This window comes from Anabaenopsis sp. NIES-4685 (genome assembly GCF_059725405.1).
On sequence record NZ_AP043602.1, the window covers coordinates 3,187,548 to 3,207,557 of the forward strand.

At 42.4% G+C, this 20,010-nt stretch carries 18 protein-coding genes and 3 pseudogenes; 16 read left to right on the top strand and 5 right to left on the bottom strand.

What is annotated here, in order from left to right; genetic code table 11:
- Positions 1–130 precede the first annotated feature (130 nt).
- Positions 131–505, bottom strand: coding sequence for a DUF4870 domain-containing protein (locus AC6IZ0_RS13735; RefSeq protein WP_271734854.1), 375 nt, complete (start codon positions 503–505; stop codon positions 131–133).
- 177 nt (positions 506–682) lie between these two features.
- On the opposite strand from AC6IZ0_RS13735, the pseudogene AC6IZ0_RS13740 reads away from it, so the two are divergent.
- From AC6IZ0_RS13740 to AC6IZ0_RS13765, 6 genes and pseudogenes are all read left to right on the top strand, one after another.
- A pseudogene (locus tag AC6IZ0_RS13740) lies at positions 683–882 on the top strand (hypothetical protein).
- A 440-nt stretch (positions 883–1,322) separates the two neighbouring features.
- Positions 1,323–1,835 (top strand): flavodoxin FldA, encoded by a 513-nt coding sequence (gene fldA / locus AC6IZ0_RS13745; protein WP_271734852.1) that lies wholly within the window; start codon positions 1,323–1,325, stop codon positions 1,833–1,835.
- A gap of 91 nt (positions 1,836–1,926) precedes the next feature.
- The gene (locus tag AC6IZ0_RS13750) at positions 1,927–2,694 is read left to right on the top strand and encodes an alpha/beta fold hydrolase (protein WP_497723427.1); all 768 of its coding nucleotides are present in this window, start codon (positions 1,927–1,929) and stop codon (positions 2,692–2,694) included.
- Between the two features lie 12 nt (positions 2,695–2,706).
- Entirely contained in the window at positions 2,707–2,952 is a 246-nt protein-coding gene (locus AC6IZ0_RS13755) for a DUF7219 family protein (protein WP_271734849.1), read from the top strand.
- Between the two features lie 212 nt (positions 2,953–3,164).
- Complete coding sequence (gap, locus tag AC6IZ0_RS13760) at positions 3,165–4,181, top strand: type I glyceraldehyde-3-phosphate dehydrogenase (protein WP_271734848.1); 1,017 nt, start codon at positions 3,165–3,167, stop codon at positions 4,179–4,181.
- Positions 4,182–4,416: 235 nt separating this feature from the next.
- The gene (locus AC6IZ0_RS13765) at positions 4,417–5,421 is read left to right on the top strand and encodes a transaldolase (RefSeq protein ID WP_497723428.1); all 1,005 of its coding nucleotides are present in this window, start codon (positions 4,417–4,419) and stop codon (positions 5,419–5,421) included.
- A 44-nt stretch (positions 5,422–5,465) separates the two neighbouring features.
- Here the strand turns inward: AC6IZ0_RS13765 and AC6IZ0_RS13770 are convergent, their stop codons facing one another.
- The gene (locus tag AC6IZ0_RS13770) at positions 5,466–5,720 is read right to left on the bottom strand and encodes a hypothetical protein (RefSeq protein ID WP_497723429.1); all 255 of its coding nucleotides are present in this window, start codon (positions 5,718–5,720) and stop codon (positions 5,466–5,468) included.
- A gap of 167 nt (positions 5,721–5,887) precedes the next feature.
- On the opposite strand from AC6IZ0_RS13770, the pseudogene AC6IZ0_RS13775 reads away from it, so the two are divergent.
- Positions 5,888–7,107 (top strand): annotated as a pseudogene (locus AC6IZ0_RS13775) (acetate kinase).
- Positions 7,108–7,224: 117 nt separating this feature from the next.
- Here AC6IZ0_RS13775 and atpC read toward each other — a convergent pair.
- The 3 genes and pseudogenes from atpC to AC6IZ0_RS13790 all read right to left on the bottom strand — a co-directional run bounded on the left by atpC (position 7,225) and on the right by AC6IZ0_RS13790 (position 11,118).
- Positions 7,225–7,638 (bottom strand): ATP synthase F1 subunit epsilon, encoded by a 414-nt coding sequence (gene atpC / locus AC6IZ0_RS13780; RefSeq protein ID WP_271734843.1) that lies wholly within the window; start codon positions 7,636–7,638, stop codon positions 7,225–7,227.
- A gap of 88 nt (positions 7,639–7,726) precedes the next feature.
- Positions 7,727–9,175: a F0F1 ATP synthase subunit beta gene (gene atpD, locus AC6IZ0_RS13785; RefSeq protein WP_271734842.1), complete on the bottom strand. Its 1,449-nt coding sequence runs from the start codon at positions 9,173–9,175 to the stop codon at positions 7,727–7,729.
- A gap of 316 nt (positions 9,176–9,491) precedes the next feature.
- Positions 9,492–11,118, bottom strand: a pseudogene (locus AC6IZ0_RS13790) (phospholipase D-like domain-containing protein).
- A 526-nt stretch (positions 11,119–11,644) separates the two neighbouring features.
- Between AC6IZ0_RS13790 and AC6IZ0_RS13795 the strand changes: the two are divergent.
- The 9 genes from AC6IZ0_RS13795 to AC6IZ0_RS13835 all read left to right on the top strand — a co-directional run bounded on the left by AC6IZ0_RS13795 (position 11,645) and on the right by AC6IZ0_RS13835 (position 19,989).
- Positions 11,645–12,790, top strand: a complete 1,146-nt coding sequence (locus tag AC6IZ0_RS13795; RefSeq protein WP_497723430.1) for a cysteine desulfurase family protein — start codon at positions 11,645–11,647, stop codon at positions 12,788–12,790.
- Between the two features lie 95 nt (positions 12,791–12,885).
- Positions 12,886–15,033, top strand: coding sequence for a hypothetical protein (locus tag AC6IZ0_RS13800; RefSeq protein ID WP_497723431.1), 2,148 nt, complete (start codon positions 12,886–12,888; stop codon positions 15,031–15,033).
- Between the two features lie 54 nt (positions 15,034–15,087).
- Complete coding sequence (locus AC6IZ0_RS13805; protein ID WP_497723433.1) at positions 15,088–15,276, top strand: glycosyltransferase; 189 nt, start codon at positions 15,088–15,090, stop codon at positions 15,274–15,276.
- 127 nt (positions 15,277–15,403) lie between these two features.
- A complete protein-coding gene (locus AC6IZ0_RS13810; RefSeq protein WP_497723434.1) occupies positions 15,404–15,856 on the top strand; it encodes a glycosyltransferase in 453 nt (150 codons plus the stop codon).
- Positions 15,771–16,697, top strand: a complete 927-nt coding sequence (locus AC6IZ0_RS13815; RefSeq protein ID WP_497723435.1) for a glycosyltransferase family 2 protein — start codon at positions 15,771–15,773, stop codon at positions 16,695–16,697. The genes AC6IZ0_RS13810 and AC6IZ0_RS13815 overlap by 86 nt, the downstream gene beginning before the upstream one ends.
- Entirely contained in the window at positions 16,690–17,691 is a 1,002-nt protein-coding gene (locus tag AC6IZ0_RS13820; RefSeq protein WP_497723436.1) for an ATP-grasp domain-containing protein, read from the top strand. The genes AC6IZ0_RS13815 and AC6IZ0_RS13820 overlap by 8 nt, the downstream gene beginning before the upstream one ends.
- 44 nt (positions 17,692–17,735) lie before the next feature.
- A complete protein-coding gene (locus tag AC6IZ0_RS13825; protein ID WP_497723437.1) occupies positions 17,736–17,876 on the top strand; it encodes a hypothetical protein in 141 nt (46 codons plus the stop codon).
- Between the two features lie 26 nt (positions 17,877–17,902).
- Positions 17,903–18,823 (top strand): lysylphosphatidylglycerol synthase transmembrane domain-containing protein, encoded by a 921-nt coding sequence (locus tag AC6IZ0_RS13830; protein WP_497723439.1) that lies wholly within the window; start codon positions 17,903–17,905, stop codon positions 18,821–18,823.
- 2 nt (positions 18,824–18,825) lie between these two features.
- Positions 18,826–19,989 (top strand): DegT/DnrJ/EryC1/StrS family aminotransferase, encoded by a 1,164-nt coding sequence (locus tag AC6IZ0_RS13835; protein WP_497723441.1) that lies wholly within the window; start codon positions 18,826–18,828, stop codon positions 19,987–19,989.
- The last annotated feature ends 21 nt before the right edge of the window (positions 19,990–20,010 follow it).

Here is a 20,010-nt window from a genome sequence, read left to right on the forward strand (position 1 = left end):
TTAATTTCGTGTCCAACTTGCGTCAGTCCTAAGTCAGACACAGCAATTATTTTAACCATCTCATGGGAAAATGAACAGGGATATTAACCTGTATTCCTCTTCTGTGAGAAAAATATCGAATGAAACACCATTAGAAAACTCGGAAAATAAAAGGATACCGCAATGGTTCATCTGGCTGACTGAAACAGTGCAACAGCGCCCAAATTGTCAATCCCCAGTGCAGTGCAAAACCCAATGCAACCACAGGAAAGAACAAAATTCCCCCCAATCCAAATGTGAGAAAAGATATAACCCCAATTGGTACTCCAATTACGGTTCCCCAAAACCAAACATTAAAGTGAAAATTAATGGATTCTTTAGCATTACTCTTCACCACTGGGTCATCGGAAATTAAGTTAATGACAATGGGAACCCCAATAGAGAATAATGTCGTACTAAAGAAAATTGCCCCGTGACACACAGATGACAGCAATTTACGTTTATCAGCATTGTATCCAACTTCCATCCTGGTGTTCTCTCAAGTAGGTTGGTCATTTTCATTCTAACGAATACATCATCGGTTGGGTATGACAGTTTACCGTACTCTAGAAGTTGTTTTTACTGCCTGTGACATAAACTAGGAATAAGGTTTAATCCACAGAGGATTTAAAAAAAGGGTCGCATTAATCCCCATACATTACAAATGCAGATTACCCGGCTGTTTGACCAGGGGCAATCATTTTTTGCTACAATCAAGGTACAGGACTGGCTCAAAGAACGCAAACATAACCCCTGAGATGATGATATTATTTTCCATCAACAGCCTGCGCCCCCTTCCAAGAAGTTATGGTGGTAGAAATTGAACTACGGCGCAAAGATGGACGGCCTGTAGATCCGTGGTGACAATAACAAGCCAACCTTCATACCTGATAGTTTAATTTACGTACTCCTGGACAAAATGGCCAAATTCCTGTTTTGTTCTCCCAAATCTCAAAACAGGATTCAGCCTAATAAATGTGGAAGGTTTATTAACATTGTGTGAGCTGTTTGCACTCTACCACAGTCTTATTGAGATTTACTAGCATTTTAGAGAAAAAATTTTCTGATTTTTCTAAAAGTTTCAACTACCAAAATGGTTAAAACCTAATATTTATAGGCTTTTCAGAGGTTCTATATCTGTCTGTTTACGAAAATTTACACTAAATTACTGATAAAGTATTGCAATAACTCTGCTAAGATATCTTCAGACCTTATTGAGATGTATATTCATTAAATCGGGTAGATATCTCAGGGTAAAATTTTAACCCTCCAACTGCATTTAAAACTATTTATCAGGTGTCAAAATGTCAAAAAAAATTGGTTTGTTCTACGGTACTCAAACTGGGAAAACTGAATCTGCGGCGGAAATCATTCGTGATGCCTTTGGTGGTGATGTTGTGACTTTACACGATATTTCTCAGGCGGATATTGCTGATCTTGCTGAGTATGAATATCTGATTATTGGTTCCCCAACTTGGAATATTGGCGAACTCCAAAGCGATTGGGAGGGTATTTATCCTGATTTAGACGAGGTTGATTTTACTGGTAAGATGGTGGCTTATTTTGGTACTGGAGACCAGATTGGTTATGCTGATAACTTCCAAGATGCTATGGGGATTTTGGAAGAAAAGATTTCCCAACAGGGTGGTAAAACTGTGGGCTATTGGCCTACTGATGGCTATGATTTTGGCGCTTCTAAAGCTGTGCGCAATGGTAAGTTTTGTGGTTTAGCTCTGGATGATGATAATCAATCGGATCTCACAGATGAGCGCATTCAAACTTGGGTGACTCAGTTGAAGACTGAGTTTAGCTTGTAGAAAATAGCAGCCCGGTATCGCCTATGTACCTTTTCAAGAGGCCGTGGCTGCTAAATTTATCACTTCTTACAAAGTACAATTACGGCTATTTATGTCTGACTTATTGGATGTTGTTTGGTTAAATAGTAGTTCAGCGTTGAAGCGTTTTGATCAACCATTACTTCAATACCTGTCTAGGTATCTGAATATTGCTCAGTGGGAATATCAACAAACACGAGATGAAGCCAGTTCTGTGGATGAAGCTGTGCTGTTGCTGGGTAATTTTTTAGATTCTTGCCCTGATACAGTCCATTTAGCTGGTCATGGTATCAGTGGTGCGATCGCCTTAAGTTATGCTCGTCGCTACCCCGAAAAAGTGCGATCGCTAACGCTCTTAGCTGTAGCATCTCAACCTGCTAATACTTGGCACGCCCATTATTACTTTCAACGACAGTTGTTCAGCATTAGCCGGGAGCAAGTTCTGGTAAATATTGTTCGTAGCCTGTTTGGCAAACAACCTGGTCATACCACAAAGAAGTTAATCGCTGCCTTAGATAAAGACTTAGAGCAATCACCGTCGCCCCATTCTCTGTTTAAGTTGGTATATTTACCCAAGGGAGGGGTTGCTATGCCCATGATGGTATGCGGTAGCAAGACTGATTGTGTAGTCAATCCACCGGCATTACATGACTGGCGCAATTGGTTCAAACCAGAAGATAGACTGTGGGAATTTCCCCAAGGGTATCATTTCTTTCACTACTTTCATCCTCAACAGGTGGGTGAGCAAATTCTGAATTTTTGGGCAGATCATAACAGGCGATCGCACCCCATATATTGCATACAGTCATGTGCATCAAAAGCCGATGAAAAAAGACTATAAATCTTAACATCTATGAATCCGCAAACAGATATCCTCTGTGAATTAAGTGATTTTCTTTATCCTCGCAGTCCATATTCCGGGGAGTTTAAACCAGAGCATTTGGTTTTTAATGCTAAACTGCAAGACTTTTCTCAACGAGTCAACTACATTTGTAGTTTACAAACTGGTGGTAAGCTGTCCCCACAGGAAGCGTACAAGCAAATTCAGATTCTTTGGAAACAGTTAAAAAGTAGTAAACAAGACTTAGGGATCAGCTAAGTGTATTTTTGATTGTGTACGAAACACTAATTGAGATTTGCCAGCACCGCCTGAATGGTATGACCATTCAGGCGCAATTGAGTTTTGTCCCATAGGCTGAAGAACTAGCCAGAAGGTGAAAACCTTAAAAGATGCCAAGTAAATATAGCTTAACTAGTGAAGACTGTCAGGATCATAAGGTAAACAGTAAAAGTCCCACAGGAGGTTTAATCTTGACTAAGTTAAAAGTTGGCATCAACGGCTTTGGTCGGATTGGAAGACTAGTATTACGCGCCGGTTTGAATCATCCCAGTCTTGAGTTTGTGGGCATTAATGACCTAGTACCACCAGACAACCTGGCTTATCTGCTGAAATACGACTCCACCCATGGCAAGTTAAACAGTAAAATTGAGGCCAAAGAAGACGGTATCTTGATTGATGGGCATTTTATCCCTTGTATGTCCGTGAGGAATCCGGCTGAATTACCTTGGGGCAAATTGGGAGCAGATTATATTGTAGAATCCACTGGACTGTTCAGCGATTACGAAAGCGCCAGTAAACACTTACAAGCTGGTGCCAAGCGAGTGGTGATTTCTGCTCCCACGAAAGATCCAGAGAGAGTGAAGACACTGTTAATGGGTGTAAATCATCACTTATTTGACCCAGCTAAAGATTTAATTGTCTCTAACGCCAGTTGTACCACCAACTGCCTAGCTCCCATAGCTAAAGTCATCAATGATAATTTTGGACTGACGGAAGGGTTGATGACCACGGTTCACGCGATGACCGCAACTCAACCCACTGTAGATGGGCCGAGCAAAAAAGACTGGCGGGGTGGTCGCGGTGCGGCACAAAATATTATCCCCTCCTCCACCGGTGCTGCTAAAGCAGTGGCCTTGGTTTTGCCAGAACTAAAAGGTAAGTTAACTGGTATGGCTTTCCGGGTTCCGACTCCCGATGTTTCTGTGGTTGATTTAACTTTTAAAACTGCCCAAGCTACGAGTTACCAAGATATCTGCACGGCAATGGAGCGCGCTGCCGGGGGTGAATTAAATGGTATATTGGGATATACTGATGAAGAAGTAGTTTCGACTGATTTTCAAGGTGATAGCCATTCGAGTATTTTTGATGCTGGCGCGGGGATTGAATTAAATTCCCATTTCTTTAAAGTGGTTGCTTGGTATGACAACGAGTGGGGTTACTCAAATCGCGTGGTGGATTTAATGTTGTCCATGTCACAGAAAGAATAAATTACTTCTGGTTTGTGAATTAGTCAGCTAAGAACAACAAGTTTAATTAAAGTGCATTCTATTGGACAGCCAATTTGGGTAGAAAGCACTTAGAATAGGGCTGAGGCACAAAACTGCCAGTAAATCAGGCAAAATTTCAGTAAAATTGCCTAGTTAGTAATTGTCAGTAAAAGGATGGGGCACCGAACAAGGGAATCAAGAAAGTCCTAAACTAGCACAACTCATGGAGAGAAATATGTCTAAAAGTTTACTAGAACAATTACGTCAAATGACGGTTGTGGTTGCAGATACAGGGGACATTAAAGCCATTGAGAAGTTTACACCCCAAGATGCTACTACTAATCCTTCCCTGATTACAGCCGCAGCACAAATGCCAGAATATCAGGAAATTGTTGATCAAACTTTGCTCCAAGCTAAAAAAGATGCCGGTGCGGCTGCTAGCCAAGGGGATATTGTGACTCTGGCCTTTGACCGTTTAGCAGTGTCTTTTGGGTTAAAGATTCTACAAATTATTCCGGGTCGGGTTTCTACAGAGGTAGATGCTCGCTTGTCTTTTGATACTGAAGCTACCGTTACCAAAGCCAGAGAATTAATTGCCCAATATAAGGCGGCTGGGATTGACCGCTCACGGGTACTAATTAAAATTGCCTCGACTTGGGAAGGGATTCGCGCTGCGGAAATTTTAGAGAAAGAAGGTATTCATTGTAATTTAACTCTATTGTTTGGTCTGCATCAAGCGATCGCCTGTGCCGAAGCCGGTGTTACCTTAATTTCTCCTTTCGTGGGTCGCATTCTCGACTGGTACAAAAAAGATACTGGCAGAGATAGTTACCCATCCGCGGAAGACCCAGGGGTATTATCTGTAACCACAATCTACAACTACTACAAAAAGTTTGGTTACAAAACCGAAGTTATGGGGGCTAGCTTCCGTAACATTGGCGAAATCACAGAATTAGCCGGTTGTGATTTGCTGACCATTTCCCCATCACTGTTGGCGGAATTGCAAGCCACCATTGGGGAACTACCACGGAAACTTGATCCGGCTCGGGTAGCAACCATGGAAATCGAAAAGATGTCTATTGACAAGGCAACTTTTGAGAAGATGCACAAGGCTGACCGTATGGCATCGGATAAACTAGCAGAAGGTATTGATGGCTTTACCAAAGCTTTGATTTCTCTAGAAGAACTATTAGCACAACGCCTAGAGCGCCTGGAAAAAGAAGTAATAGCTAACCGCTAATACTAGAAAGGGTGAGTATCTCCTCACCCTTTGTTGACAGTACCTTAATATCTGCGCCAGTCATAGATTAATCTACCATGGCGATCGCGAACTAACTGCCAACGCCCATGACGATAGCGTGCCCCACTATAGTGCTGTCTTGGTCTATAGTTATGGTGGTGTCGTCTAATACGACTTCTGTTATATCTATGAGCTAGTAAAACTTCTGGGTTAGTATTTTTCTCCAGTAAACTTGTCACTATTGGGATATTTTGGTGATGGAGAACATGATTAACATGAGTATCTTCAGCTGTAGCCATAGCTGAGGGATAGATGAAGGCAAACATCAGAATCCCAACTGAGTATAATTTCTGGAAACCTTTCATGTTCTTGCCTTTTGGTGAATTATGGGTAATGACTTTATTTAATAGCTGAAAATTGGCAAATATATAGTTAACCGGTTACAAACCTCAACTAGGTAAAAGTAATGAAAGTACTAGTTTTAAATGCTGGCTCCAGCAGCCAAAAAAGTTGTTTGTATGAAATCCCTGATCATACTATGCCTAATCAAACCCCCCAACCCCTGTGGGAAGGCAAAGTCAACTGGACCGAGACCGGGGTGTAGCAGAGATTGAAGTCAAAACAGCCACGGGTCAAACATTACAAGAATCTATTTATGGTGATTCCCGACGGGCGCACGTGGCATATCTCCTCTACACTCTGACTCGTGGAGCCACTAAAGTCATAGATCAGCTTTCAGAAATCAATGTAGTAGGGCATCGTGTAGTCCACGGTGGTCAGGAATACAGAAAAAGTGTAATAATTACCGAAGATGTCAAAAGCAAAATCTCCAGTTTATCCAGCCTAGCCCCAGCACATAATCCAGCCGCCTTAGAAGGGATAGAAGCCATTGAACAGAGCTTAGGGGATGTCACCCAAGTGGCAGTATTTGATACCGGATTTCATGCCACCCTCCCCGATGCTGCTGCCATTTACCCCGGACCCTATGAGTGGGTAGAGCAAGGTATTCGCCGCTACGGTTTTCATGGTATCAGTCATCAATATTGCTCCGGGCGTGCTGCCCAAATTCTCAACCGAGATTTAGCATCCCTGAAATTAATTACCTGTCATTTAGGTAACGGCTGTTCCCTAGCAGCAATCAAAAACGGTCGCAGTATTGACACCACTATGGGCTTTACACCCCTAGACGGGTTAATGATGGGGAGCCGTTCCGGTGCAATTGACCCAGGGATTTTGATTCATTTATTGCGGCAATCAAATTACTCAGCGGAGCGGTTAGATTATGTATTAAATAAAGCCTCTGGCTTAAGGGGAATTTCGGGAGTATCCAGCGACTTACCCCAAGTAATTGCAGCCATCGCCGAGGGAGATTACCGCGCCCAACTCGCTTGGGATATGTACGTACACCGGTTAAGGTCTGGTATCGGTTCCATGCTAGCCAGTCTAGAAGGATTAGATGCTTTAGTATTCACCGCCGGGGTAGGGGAAAAATCCCCAGGAATTCGCCAAGCAGCCTGTGAAGCCTTTGGATTTCTGGGACTAAAAATTGACCCCGCCAAAAATCAACAGCAGCCTGTTGATCAAGATATAGCCACAGAAGACTCAACCATTAGGGTCTTAGTCATCAAAACCCAAGAAGACTGGGCGATCGCCCAACAATGCTGGCAAATTATGCCAAAAAAATAACTTAATCTTTGCGTACCTTTGCGGATACTTGGCGACACTTGGCGTTGAAAACCAGGGGCGGGGTCAACGAGACATTTCCACCCACCCCAGAGAAGGCCAATAGACCCCAATATTAAATTACACCATACCACCAGCAGCTTGAAAACGAGCGCGGGCGCGTTTAAAAGCTTGGGTGGCTTGGATTTGTGCTTGGCGATCGCCTGGTGTCACCTGATTTAGACGGGTTTGCGCTTGGTTAAAAGCGGTACGTGCATCTTCAAGTGAAATCTTGTCGCCACGTTCAGCACCATTCACCAGAATGGTGACTTCATCTTCTTCAACTTCTGCAAAACCACCCAAAAGAGCGATGGCTTGCCAATCCTGATTTTTGCTAGCACGGACGCGCATTACACCTATATCCAGAGCTGTCAACATAGGGGCGTGTCCAGTTAAGATACCCAACTGACCGGTAGTACTAGGTAAAACTACCTCTTCAGCTACAGCATCCCAGACTGTTTTATCTGGTGCGACTACACGAACGGTGAGAGTCATTTGTCCTTTGTCCTTTGTCTGTAATTTTGCCTAATTTGTCACTAGCCATTAGGATTACGACTAATGACTAATGACTAATGACTAATGACTAACCTTTGAGCTTTTCAGCCTTAGCGATCGCTTCGTTAATATCGCCCACCAAGTAAAAAGCTTGTTCTGGTAATTCATCCAATTGGCCAGACAAAATCATTTGGAAGCCCTTAATAGTATCTTCCAACTTCACATACTTACCAGGAGAACCGGTAAATACTTCAGCTACAAAGAAAGGCTGAGACAAGAAGCGCTCTACCTTCCGCGCCCGTGCTACAATCAGACGGTCTTCTTCAGACAATTCATCTAGACCGAGAATGGCGATAATGTCTTGAAGTTCTTTGTAACGTTGTAAAGTTGCTTGTACAGCACGAGCGGTATTGTAGTGTTCAGCACCAACAATATCAGGCTGTAACATAGTAGAAGTAGAACCCAGAGGGTCAACCGCCGGATAAATACCCTTAGCTGCTAAACCACGAGATAGTACTGTAGTTCCATCCAAGTGAGCAAAAGTGGTTGCGGGAGCGGGGTCGGTTAAGTCATCCGCAGGTACATACACCGCTTGAATAGAGGTAATAGAACCTTCTGTGGTGGAGGTAATCCGCTCTTGTAAAGCACCCACATCAGTTCCCAGGGTAGGCTGATATCCTACCGCGGAAGGCATCCGACCCAGAAGCGCTGACACTTCCGAACCTGCTTGTACAAACCGGAAGATGTTGTCAATAAACAGTAGTACGTCCTGCTTACTCACATCACGGAAGTACTCAGCCATAGTTAAACCTGACAGACCAACCCGCATTCTGGCTCCGGGTGGTTCGTTCATCTGACCATAAACTAGAGCAATTTTAGAATCATTGAGGTTATCTTTGTTGATTACTCCAGATTCGATCATTTCGTTGTAGAGGTCATTACCTTCGCGGGTGCGTTCACCTACACCAGCGAACACAGACACGCCACCGTGCTGGGTAGCGATGTTGTTAATTAATTCCATCATGATGACGGTTTTACCAACACCTGCACCACCGAACAGACCAATTTTGCCCCCACGGCGATAGGGGGTGAGGAGGTCAACAACTTTAATCCCAGTTTCAAATACTGAAGGTTTGGTTTCCAGTTCAGTGAATTGAGGAGAGGGGCGGTGAATTGGTAGGGTTTCCTGAACATTTACAGGCCCTTGATTGTCTACAGGTTCACCCAGGACGTTGAAAATCCGTCCCAAGGTAACTTTCCCAACTGGAACGCTGATGGGAGCGCCTGTATCAACAACTTCAAGACCCCGCACTAAGCCTTCAGTGGAGCTCATCGCCACGGATCGCACTTGGTTGTCCCCTAGAAGCTGTTGTACTTCAACTGTGAGGTTGATTTCCTGTCCTGCTTCGTTGGTGGCTGTGATCTTCAAAGCGTTGTAGATGCTGGGTAATTTTCCACCGGGAAATTTAACGTCTACAACTGGGCCAATAATTTGGGTAATGTAGCCAATATTTGTTTTTTCTGCTGTGGTGACCATGGGGAACCTAATAATTGAAACTATATTTCAGGTAGGGTCTTAGAAGACTTGAGATGATGCAATGTCATCTTACACTCTAGCACCGCAGGGGGACACAACTACCTTAGTAATTCCTTAAAAAAGGGATCAATTACTGGATGTTGGGGCGCAAGGTAAATTGTTATAGCACTACGCATACACGTTAGGACATCATAATTGTGGTTTTAAGGGAACAGGGAACAGGGAACAGGGAACAGCGAATGGGGAACAACAAGCAGGGAAATGTCCTAACACTTGTGGTTACTGCTATATCAACCAAAACATTATTTACCCATGGTCACCAACTCAGGCGATCGCCCCAATTGTTGACCATTTTACTGCTAATGCCTGAGACTCTGGCTAAATCTTCTCTAGATCTAAATTTTTGCGCCTCACGAGCAGTAATGATTCTTTGCGCTAATCGCTCACCTATCCCCGGAAGAGTTACTAGTTCTTCTATAGTAGCTGTATTAATGTTTACCCTGGTTAGTTCCTGATTATCCCTGGACTTGCGGGTAATTATCTGGGGACATTCTTCTGCTTGTGCGGCGATTTTTTGCTGAACTAATGGAGGTATACCCAATATCGCACCCCCATAAAGCCGCGTAAATTCCCGGTCGTAATGGGCAGCAATGGTAGGACTTTTAACTATTAATACTGACTCATCGTTACCATAATTGGCGGACTGTGACCAGTTGTGAGAACCTGTAATTACTGTTTCTTGGTCAATTACGGCAAATTTATGATGTAATAAATCCCCCGGAGCTAAAGTGGGAACACCAACAGTAGTCAGGGGGGTTTGCCAAGGATGATTATCAATTTCGTATTGACAATTATAACTCAGCGCCGCCCCCATCATGTCTAAAGCTTCGCTATAGTGACGATAGGCAAAGTCTGAATCTACCAAAGCGCGGATAGTCACATTTTGCAGGTGACGGGTTTCTAGAATCGGTGACAGACGCTGTTCGGAAAACACAAACAAGGCCATATCAATGGATTTGGTAGACTCAGCTAAGTTTTGACCAATTAAACCATTACTAGATTTGTCCCAAGGTTGGCCGCGGGAAGTGGGGGAAAAATGTACAGTAATTTCAGTTTCACCTAATTGAATAGTTTGGGGCGATCGCCTGGGTTTACCCAAGCCAAATCTACTATCTGGCTTCCCGAACGAGATCCCCCCACATAATGTTAAACTCTTGAGTAAATAAACTGGCTAATTCCGGACTGTCAATATGTAACAGATTATTAGCATTGCCTAAGCTGCTAGGGTTGTTATATTGACCGTGGATATCACTGAGGGTAAAATTTGCTGAGGTGGCAATTACCCAACGATTATCTACCACCAAGAATTTATGATGCATCAAATTACTCCCAGCAGAACCATCAGCACGGTCATCTATCCAGGGAATTTGGGCATTTTGTAAAATTATTAACCCATCTCGTTGATTAATTTCTTCCTCACTGAGGCGATGATCTCGGTTTTGGTCTACAAAATCATAAAATTCTTGATAACGAGCTTGTTCTCTGGGGCTTAACTTCCGCACCTCCGCCGGTGTTAAACTACTCCAAGGACGACTGTAATTATTTTCTAAAATTACCCGCACCCGTACACCGGCTTTTTGCCTTGCTACTAATGCTTGGGCAATTTTCGGTAGGCGTAATTCTTGAATGGCTACATCTACTGTAGATGTGGCTCTAGAAATGGTATCAATAATCTGTTGTTCTAGGTTATCTCCCAGGCGAGTTTGTAGGCGATAGGGTTCTGGATATTTTGCTGATGGGGAATGGTTAAAGTAAACTTTAACTAATGGGTCCTGTGGTAGGGCTGGTAAAAGCTGAGTTTTATCTGGTAGTTTTTGACAAGCCGTGATCATCAAAACCAGCAAAAAGATCAGGATGTATTTTCGTGGTGGGAAAATCAGCACGGTAGTTCACTAACAGTGGATTGGGAAAAAACCAACAATCAATATGGTAAAATTATGGCTAAGAGGATGTTTGTCAAGTCATGATTAGTGTATCAAATATTGTTTTACCCCACCCTAACCCTCCCCTTGTAAGGGGAGGGGACTGGATTTAATCGATATGTGGTCTGTATTGATTTCGGTGGTTGAGCGAAGTCGAAACCACGATCCCCCCAATAATCTCTAAAATCTCTTGCGGTTCTCTTAACCTCACTTCCTCCCCCTAATATTCCTTCGACTTCCCTCAGAGGATGTTTGGAAAGTCCCTCATGGTGTATCTAATATTTTTAGATCCCCCTAAATCCCCCTTGAGAAGGGGGACTTTGACTCTAGTTCCCCCCTTTTTAAGGGGGGTTAGGGGGGATCAAGAAGTGTCTAAAATCACCTTATAAAACTTATCAGACATCCTCTAACGCCACATTATAACAATCATGCCGAAAACCCTTGAGAAGCAGACGCATAGCGCCGTATTTCCTATCTATTTATTAATATGCAAATATATTTAGATTACAGCGCCACCACTCCCACTCGCCCAGAAGCCATGGCTGCGATGCAAGCAGTCCTCAATCAACAGTGGGGTAATCCTTCTAGTTTACATGAGTGGGGACAACGGGCGGCTACAATTGTGGAACAGGCAAGAATCCAAGTCGCAGAATTAATTCATGGTGCGCCAGAATCCATAGTTTTTACTGCTGGTGGTACTGAGTCCAATAATTTGGCTATCATTGGCATTGCCAGATTATATAATCTACCCCAACATATAATTATTTCTCAGGTGGAACATTCCGCTATTTCTGAACCTGCGCGGTTATTAGAAAAATGGGGTTGGGAGGTAACCCGCTTGGGTGTAGATTGCAAGGGGAGAGTTAACCCCCAAGAGTTACAAGCAGCATTACAAGACAATACTGTTTTAGTCTCTGTAATTTATGGACAAAGTGAGATTGGTACAGTCCAACCCATTGCAGAATTAGCAAAGATTACGCGGGAACACGGGGTTTTATTTCACACTGACGCGGTACAAGCGGCGGGACGTTTACCCATAAATGTCCAAGAATTATCAATAGATTTACTGAGTATTTCTAGTCATAAAATATATGGACCCCAAGGAGCGGGGGCGCTCTATGTGCGTCCAGGTATAGAATTAGTTCCCCTACTGTGTGGTGGGGGTCAAGAAATGGGTTTACGCTCCGGTACTCAAGCTGTCCCCGCCATTGCGGGTTTTGGAATTGCGGCACAATTAGCAGCGGTAGAATTACCCAGAGAAACACCCCGGTTAATTAAGTTGCGCGATCGCCTATTTGCTCAATTAGCAGATATTCCCGGTTTAGTCCCCACGGGTGATTTAGTCAATCGGTTACCTCACCATGTGAGTTTGTGTATAAAAGATGCTGATGGTAAAAAAATCAGTGGTAAAGCCCTAGTTAGACAAATGAATCTGGCTGGTATTGGTATTAGTGCTGGTTCTGCCTGTCATAGTGGTAAACTTAGTCCCAGTCCCATACTCTTAGCAATGGGTTATTCAGAGTCAGCAGCTTTAGGAGGGGTACGTTTCACCCTTGGGCGTGAAACTACCCCAGATGATGTAGACTGGGCTGCGATGGTATTTCAGCAAATTTTACACCGAATTTATTCCTGATAAATTCTTCGCTGACTATAATAATTTATTATACAACTGCATGAATTATACATTAATAATGTAAAATCATATGGTACGCAGGTAAATAAGCATCTATGTCACAGTCCGAACCTAGAGTAGAACATTTTGCCGTCAAAAGTAAAATAGTTAGCGAAGTAGCTTTGCTATTTACTATTTATATTCTGGTAACCGCACTATTATTTTTACACTTCCGCACCTGGGACCCTACCATCACTCGCCAGGTGTGGGGTATCTTTGTTTATCCCAGTGTATTATTTGGTGGCGTTGCTTTAGCTTGGCGATATGTTTCCCATGTCATCTGGATATTACCAATAGGTTCCCTGGTGTTTATGGGATTACCATTTCTAGTAACGCTCCTAGGGGGATGGAGTTTAATTCCTCTGGGTATATTCGGTATTAGCGCCACTATCTTTACATATTTATCCCAACAAGACCGACCGGTGATTAAAGCCCTGCAACTTTCAGGGGCGGGAATGATTCTCGCGGTATTTTATTTTTTTGTGGTCAATGGTCATGGTTATGCCAATATATTCGCAGACCTCACTGCTTATACTAATACTGTTCACCCAGATACCCTGTTTCATTCTGCTATTGTGCAGATGATCGCTAAGTTTAATACACCATCAACAGGATTAGATGGTGTACAACCTTTAAGCTATCATGTTGCCGTACATCGTTGGGTGGCGGCAAATTTCAACATTTTAGGCGGACAAGTACCTCTACTATTAGGTATTTGCCAACAAGTTGCTTTTCTACCGGCGGTTTTCTTTGCTACAGTTTTAGCCTTCATGTGTTTGCTATCAACTCCACTTTCTACACTAGTGGCTTGTGGGTTTACTTTTTTAGGTTTATGGTTGTTCGGAACTCGCATCTGGACTGCTTTAGGCGGTGAATCCTATAATTTTGGCCTTCCTATATTTATAGCCATGGTACCAGTAGGGCAAAGATGGTTGTTCAAAGCTAGGGAAAGTAATCGCTGGTTCACAGTTGACCCTTTACCCCTAACATTGTCCGTGGTAGCAGTCCTAGCTTGTGGCGCTGCAAAGATTTCTACCGGGGTGATACTGGCTTTGTTTCTCATCCTCTGTGGGTTTATCCCTAAAATTTGGCACAAAAATCAACTGAATTGGCGATATGTAGGACTGTTATTAGCTTTAGCGATCGCTTTTTTTGTGGGATGTTTAGCTTTAGCCTTTAGCTTTAGTGGGGGAAATCTTACTAACATTTTCTATCCCTTTCACTTTGCACGCATCTACACAATTCATTTTATTTGGCCAAATATCGTATTTTTAGCGTTAATTGTCCTATTTTCCTGGTTGCAGAGGAATCAAGAAAAATTCCTGGGGCGATCGCAGGTGATCATCCTCACAGTGCTATTTTTAGCATCTCAACTACCAGGAGCTTTACTGGATATGGGCGGAACCGCGGCATATCATTTTATGCACCCAGCGCTCTTAGTCACCTTATTGTTTACCTTGGCTGCTGTAGCTGACTATTGGTCAGTCAACCGCAAAACTGGTTTTCTATTCATTGTAGATCCCCTAGACCATGAAACCAAACCCTTGTCTCCAACTACTCGTTGGGGACTTATAGCCTTAGTTTTAATTTTTTCATTGTCCAGTGGAACGGGAATTGTCTATCGTGGTAGCTACAAGGATAGGGCGTTCGGGTTTGCTAGTGAGTTGGTAACTGCTCTAGATGTGTTTTCTGCTCAGTCCAATTCATCAACTGATTCAGAGTCATTAACTAATTTGAAAGGTTTAAGTAAACTCCAACGTCAGTTAGGTTTGTTACTTTTTCCTCCCAGTATTAACTGGGAAATCTACAACACCAAGACAGAGTTGGGTTACATCCAAACCGGACTTGCTCAATTAATTCAATCAAAGAAATTAGAACCAGGTGACAAAAACTTAGCTATTCATATTTCACATGACTTTCCATTCTTTTGGCAACCCCGTGGTGCAAGAAGTTGTTGGGATAAATCTTTTGTAGTTCCTGCAATGACCGGATTACCCCTGCTGAATGGAGTCAGAGGTGAGAATAGTAACTGTAATTTAACTAAGGATTTTGGTATGAAGGACTATAGTTCAGAGTCTTGGAATCGTCCAATTTCTCAGGAAGATATCTGCGCCAAGTCCACTAAATTAGGTTTTGACAAAGTGTTGAATGTGACCAGGAAACAAATTCAACTATATTCTTGTCAGGGGTTCGACCAGAAGTAAATTCTCTGGGGGATGACTCAAGTCTAGAATTGCATTTACTTCAACCATCATCAAATGTCTCATATATCCGTTGTCATCCCTGTATATAAAGCAGAAAAAAGCCTTGATGTTCTCTATGAAAGGCTTAAGGTTTCCTTGTCTGAGATTACACAGGATTTTGAAATCATTTTAGTTGAGGATTGTGGGGGCGATCGCTCTTGGGATATTATTGTGGAGTTAAGTAATATCGAATTGATTTCATAATTTCACAGGACTTACGCAACTGGCACAAATAGGGAGCGGGGGGAGCCGCGCCACGCGACAATTTAAATTAAACCAAGCACATAGGAATAGCTATCTTGCTTATGATTTTGTTAAATCAGTTCTCACTTTGAAGTTACCTCCAGAAGTCGTTTTGATGGAGATTATCTTTCTTGTAGATGGCAGTGGCATTAAAGATGAGAAAGAAATAAAAAAAATAGGGGAGCAAAATGTCAAAGTCAAAATGGTTGCCTTAGGTCGTAAGTTTGGTCAACATATAGCGGTTTCTGCTGGTTATACCTTTGCCAAAGGTGATTTAATTTGTATGATTAATGTAGATCAGCAAGATCCCGTAGATAACATACTTGTACTTTTGCCTCAGATTTTAATAGGTGATTGTGATGTGGTATATGGGTTAAGGAAAAAACGTAATGATAGACATTTCAAGGAATACACATCGTATATTTTCAACCCAAGTTTATTTTACACAACCACTTATGCCCCTAATTTCAGTTGTAATTCCCGTATACGGAGCCTCGCAATCTCTGGAGATTTTGATAAATCAATTGCATCAAGTACTTAAACAAATGGAGGATGACTATGAAATTATTCTTGTGGATGACTGTAGTCCGGATGATTCCTGGTTAGTTTTAAAGACTCTCAAGCAACACTATGGTAAATCCCTGAAGCTTGCCAGACTTCTCGTTAATGTTGGCCAACATAACGCCATTCTCTGTGGGCTATCTTTATCTACTGGTGAGATTGTTATTACTATGGATGACGATTTACAGCATCCCCCTGATGAAATCCCCAAGCTCGTGGAATCAATACACCAAGGCTTCGATCTGGTTATCGGTGCTTACGACTCGAAAAAACATTCTCGTATTCGACAACCCAGTGGTCAATTAATTGATTGGATGATCATAAAAATCTTCGGACTGCCCTCTAATTTCCAACTTACCAGTTTTCGTGCCACAACACGCCCCGTTGTGGATAATGTTTGTCAGATGGGGGGTGTCTTTCCCTACATCACTGCCATGATGCTAGTCAACGCATCTCGTTACACTAATGTAGTAGTCAGGCACGATCCGAGACCTTTTGGTAAATCGAACTATAACTTAAAACGCAGTTTTCGTCTGGCGGCGAACCTAATCTTTAGTTACTCGTCTTATCCGCTTTACTTGGTTGTTCTATTGTGTTTCATAGCTTTTCTTTTTTCAGTTATTCTTGCTGTCTGGACACTTGGGAAGGTGCTGCTCTATGGCGCATCTGTTCCAGGTTGGGCTAGTACAGTAGTTATTGTCTCCTTCTTCAATGGATTTATTCTGTTATGTCTGGTCAGCTTTGGGGTTTATCTTTCTCGGATAAGTCAACAACTCACAGGTATAAAACGGCCCTATACCATTAGAGAACTAGATGAGTAAAAAAACTCTGTTAGTGCTAGCCGCTTCCCAATACCAAATTCCAACCATCCTCACTGCCAAGCGTCTGGGGTATCGGGTCATTACGACTGATAATGTTGCAGAAAATCCTGGTCACGTCCTGGCAGATAAAAGTTATAGAATTGATACGACTGACCAGCAAGCAATCCTGAACCTTGCACTTCAAGAAAGGATTGACGGTATTATTGCCGCTTGTACGGATGTGGCTGTCCCAACCGCTGCTTATGTCGCTAAACAACTGGGGCTTCCGGGAGTCCCACCTGAATGTGCTAACATTGTCTGTGATAAGATAGCTTTTCGTGAGTTTATGCGAGGGCAAGGCTTTCCCAGTCCGCACAGTTATCCTGTGACCCATGACTCTAAACCTGATGAAGCTCTATTTCAGCATCCCTGGATTCTCAAGCCCGATCGCTCGTCTGGCAGTAAGGGAATCTTCATGGTAAGTTCCTCAGAGGAATTCTTTCAATATATTCCAGAAACTCTTAGCTTTAGTCCCACAGGTAAAGGCATCTTAGAGAAATTTCTGTCCGGTTTTCAAGGGACGTGCGAAGGGGTGCTAAAACAAGGTCAGTTAGCCTTAACTTTTGTTTTGGATCGCCAAACGGTCAATCCTCCCTATGTCGTCACTTGCGGTCATCACGTCCCTTCAATCTTGTCCCCTCAATTACAGGAGAAACTCTTTTTACTTCTCGAAGAAATCTGGAATCTTTTGGAGGTTAGTGATGGACCATTCGATTGTGATTTTGTAGCCACTGAAGAGGAAATTTATATCCTAGAATTAACGCCAAGAATGGGAGGTAATTCTATTGCTAATTTGCTGCAAAAAGCTGCCGATTTTAGTCTGATTGAATATAGCATTAAACAAGCGTGTGGTGACCCAGTTTCTCTGCCGACGATAACGAGTATAAGACCGACTGCTGTAGTATTGTTGGGAGTGAAAAAAAAGGATACCTGTCTTATAATCAAGCTGAATTAGAAAGACTTAAAAGAGAACCTTGGGTTGAATCATTATCAATTGATATGGATATTGAAACCCCAGTTTTTCCCTTTATTAATGGGAGACATAGAGTGGGTGAAGCTTTTGTTTTCGGAAAAGACCGTGAGGATCTAGAACTAAAAGTTAGAGAATTAAAACAGCGTTTGCAACTGGGGGCAATATGAAGAGATTTATAAATCGTAAACATCTCATGCTCCTGATTAGCGGCATCATTTTAAGTCTCTGCTTTCGTTACATTTTGACAAGGTTTCAATGGTTAGAGATCATTAAAATTTTAAAAAATGCAAAGTTGTTCTGGTTACTAGGAGCAGTCCCTCTGTCGATTTTAATCTACTGGCTACTGCGGACTTGGCGTTGGTTTATTCTTCTCAATAATCTGAATGTTCATATTAATTTTGTCGAGCTTTATCTGTGCAATGTTTGTGCCATGACTCTCACGATTGTTACCCCACTCCAATCAGGAGAAATGCTAAAAGTAGAATTATTGAAAAGCAGAGGACTAATTGAGAGGTTTTCTGGGTATAGTTCTTTCTTAGTAGAACGTATCCTCGATTTATTCGTACTTATTTCTCAGGCGGCTCTATTTACGTTAACTAGCTTTGATTTCGGCATAAGCCATTCAACTATTATTGCGGCTTGGGTGATATTTATACTAATACTGATCTTGAGTGTCTCTACCGTTAACAAAATGAAGGTCAAAGGCAAAATTGGTGAATTTCTTGCTAACTTAAGAGCCTATACCAGTAATATCCAGTCACTTTGGCCAGTTTTGTTATTAACTTTTTGCAGTTGGTCAGTGGTAGCCATTGGTTGGCAGATTTGCCTTTATAGTATTTCTATTGATCTGGGATTCCAGAAATCTATGGCTCTTATGTCCATTATTACGATTATTAATATTCTCAGTCTTTTTCCTGGTGCTATTGGCATTTCTGAGGTCAGCATTGCTGAGTTTCTTGTCCATACGAATTCAGGTTTAGCTTCGGCACAAGCCGGTTCGCTTATAATTAGGTTTTACGGCATTTTAATTATCTTTTTAGGGGTGGTTCATTTCTTGCTTTGGAAAATGCTAAAAACTAGCCCAACTAATCTAGTCAGAGTTAGGAGGAAATAACAATGATTCCCCGAACTAAAGTGAATTACCATCTATCGGATCTGTTACAGGCTTTTTTTATCTCTGAAAGCGGTAAAGATTATAGAAAATATCTGGCTAGCTTGTTGCGAAATTACCTCCAAGAGGAAAATATTCTCTTGACTCCTTCTGGTCGTGCTGGTCTTTACTTTATTTTGAAGGCAATTGATTCCCCTCGTATCTTAATTCCTGCCTATACTTGTAAAGCTGTCGCTGAGGCGGCGATTTTGGCCGGGAAGGAAGTTACTTGCGTTGAGGTGGAAGAAGATGGGTTTAATATGTCAATTTCAGCCTTAGAGGCAGTATTAGATGACGGAGATATTGTCATCGCTACTCATCAGTTTGGCATACCCTGTCAAATCGAGAAAATTCTGGAACTGTGTGCCCAGAAACAGGCATTTGTGATTGAAGATGTTGCTGCTTCTCTGGGATCGAGAGTGAGAGGAAAACTTACGGGAACCTTTGGCGATGCAGCGTTTTACAGCTTCGATTCAACTAAACTGGTTAACGTCCCGATGAAGGGTGGTTTTATTCACGTCAAAAATCCAGCTTTGTTTGAAAGAATTCACCGAATCTATGCTGAAGAAATTAGCGCTATGCCTGCGCAAGAAAAGATAAAATTGCTGGCAAAAGGGGGAGTATTATTGCTTTTAGAAAATCCCTGGCTCTACAAGCTTTTTCATACCTTATTTTTTGAAGCTAGAGGCAAGTTTACTGAAGATACGCCTGCTCTTAACCAAAAAAAGACTGAATTTTATCGATATGACTTGGCAAACTGGCAAGCCTACATAGCTGCTGTTCAAGTTGCTAGAATTGACGAAATTATTCAGGTTCGCCAGTACCAGTATGCTGAGTACATGACTAAACTCGCTGACTGTTTAGCGTTTAAACTTCCCCCTGAAGACGAAGCGGCAGAATGGGCTTGTATTCGATTTCCTATTCGCGTCCGAGGGGAGAAGATTTCCTATTACCAACGTGCTGTCAAGCGAGGCTTGGATTTTGCCTTTAGTTTTACTTATATTCCTTGCCCTGACAGTTTCAGAAATGCTAAACTCTTAGCAGAGTCTGTACTAGACATTCCTTTTTACCTCAAGTTGAGCGATCAGGAATTTAAGGGCGTAGTTGACGTGCTTAGAAAGATGGAGTAGGAGATTGGCGATAGGAATTAG

What these genes read in the sequence shown, in the direction of transcription:
- atpC (WP_271734843.1), bottom strand. Translation starts at nt 7,638, where the DNA reads ATGACTCTCACCGTTCGTGTAGTCGCACCAGATAAAACAGTCTGGGAT.
- AC6IZ0_RS13735 (WP_271734854.1), bottom strand. Translation starts at nt 505, where the DNA reads ATGGAAGTTGGATACAATGCTGATAAACGTAAATTGCTGTCATCTGTG.
- AC6IZ0_RS13835 (WP_497723441.1), top strand. Translation starts at nt 18,826, where the DNA reads ATGATTCCCCGAACTAAAGTGAATTACCATCTATCGGATCTGTTACAG.
- AC6IZ0_RS13830 (WP_497723439.1), top strand. Translation starts at nt 17,903, where the DNA reads ATGCTCCTGATTAGCGGCATCATTTTAAGTCTCTGCTTTCGTTACATT.
- AC6IZ0_RS13755 (WP_271734849.1), top strand. Translation starts at nt 2,707, where the DNA reads ATGAATCCGCAAACAGATATCCTCTGTGAATTAAGTGATTTTCTTTAT.
- AC6IZ0_RS13805 (WP_497723433.1), top strand. Translation starts at nt 15,088, where the DNA reads ATGTCTCATATATCCGTTGTCATCCCTGTATATAAAGCAGAAAAAAGC.
- AC6IZ0_RS13770 (WP_497723429.1), bottom strand. Translation starts at nt 5,720, where the DNA reads ATGGCTACAGCTGAAGATACTCATGTTAATCATGTTCTCCATCACCAA.
- AC6IZ0_RS13820 (WP_497723436.1), top strand. Translation starts at nt 16,690, where the DNA reads ATGAGTAAAAAAACTCTGTTAGTGCTAGCCGCTTCCCAATACCAAATT.
- AC6IZ0_RS13800 (WP_497723431.1), top strand. Translation starts at nt 12,886, where the DNA reads ATGTCACAGTCCGAACCTAGAGTAGAACATTTTGCCGTCAAAAGTAAA.
- AC6IZ0_RS13750 (WP_497723427.1), top strand. Translation starts at nt 1,927, where the DNA reads ATGTCTGACTTATTGGATGTTGTTTGGTTAAATAGTAGTTCAGCGTTG.
- AC6IZ0_RS13815 (WP_497723435.1), top strand. Translation starts at nt 15,771, where the DNA reads ATGCCCCTAATTTCAGTTGTAATTCCCGTATACGGAGCCTCGCAATCT.
- fldA (WP_271734852.1), top strand. Translation starts at nt 1,323, where the DNA reads ATGTCAAAAAAAATTGGTTTGTTCTACGGTACTCAAACTGGGAAAACT.
- AC6IZ0_RS13795 (WP_497723430.1), top strand. Translation starts at nt 11,645, where the DNA reads ATGCAAATATATTTAGATTACAGCGCCACCACTCCCACTCGCCCAGAA.
- AC6IZ0_RS13825 (WP_497723437.1), top strand. Translation starts at nt 17,736, where the DNA reads ATGGATATTGAAACCCCAGTTTTTCCCTTTATTAATGGGAGACATAGA.
- AC6IZ0_RS13765 (WP_497723428.1), top strand. Translation starts at nt 4,417, where the DNA reads ATGTCTAAAAGTTTACTAGAACAATTACGTCAAATGACGGTTGTGGTT.
- atpD (WP_271734842.1), bottom strand. Translation starts at nt 9,175, where the DNA reads ATGGTCACCACAGCAGAAAAAACAAATATTGGCTACATTACCCAAATT.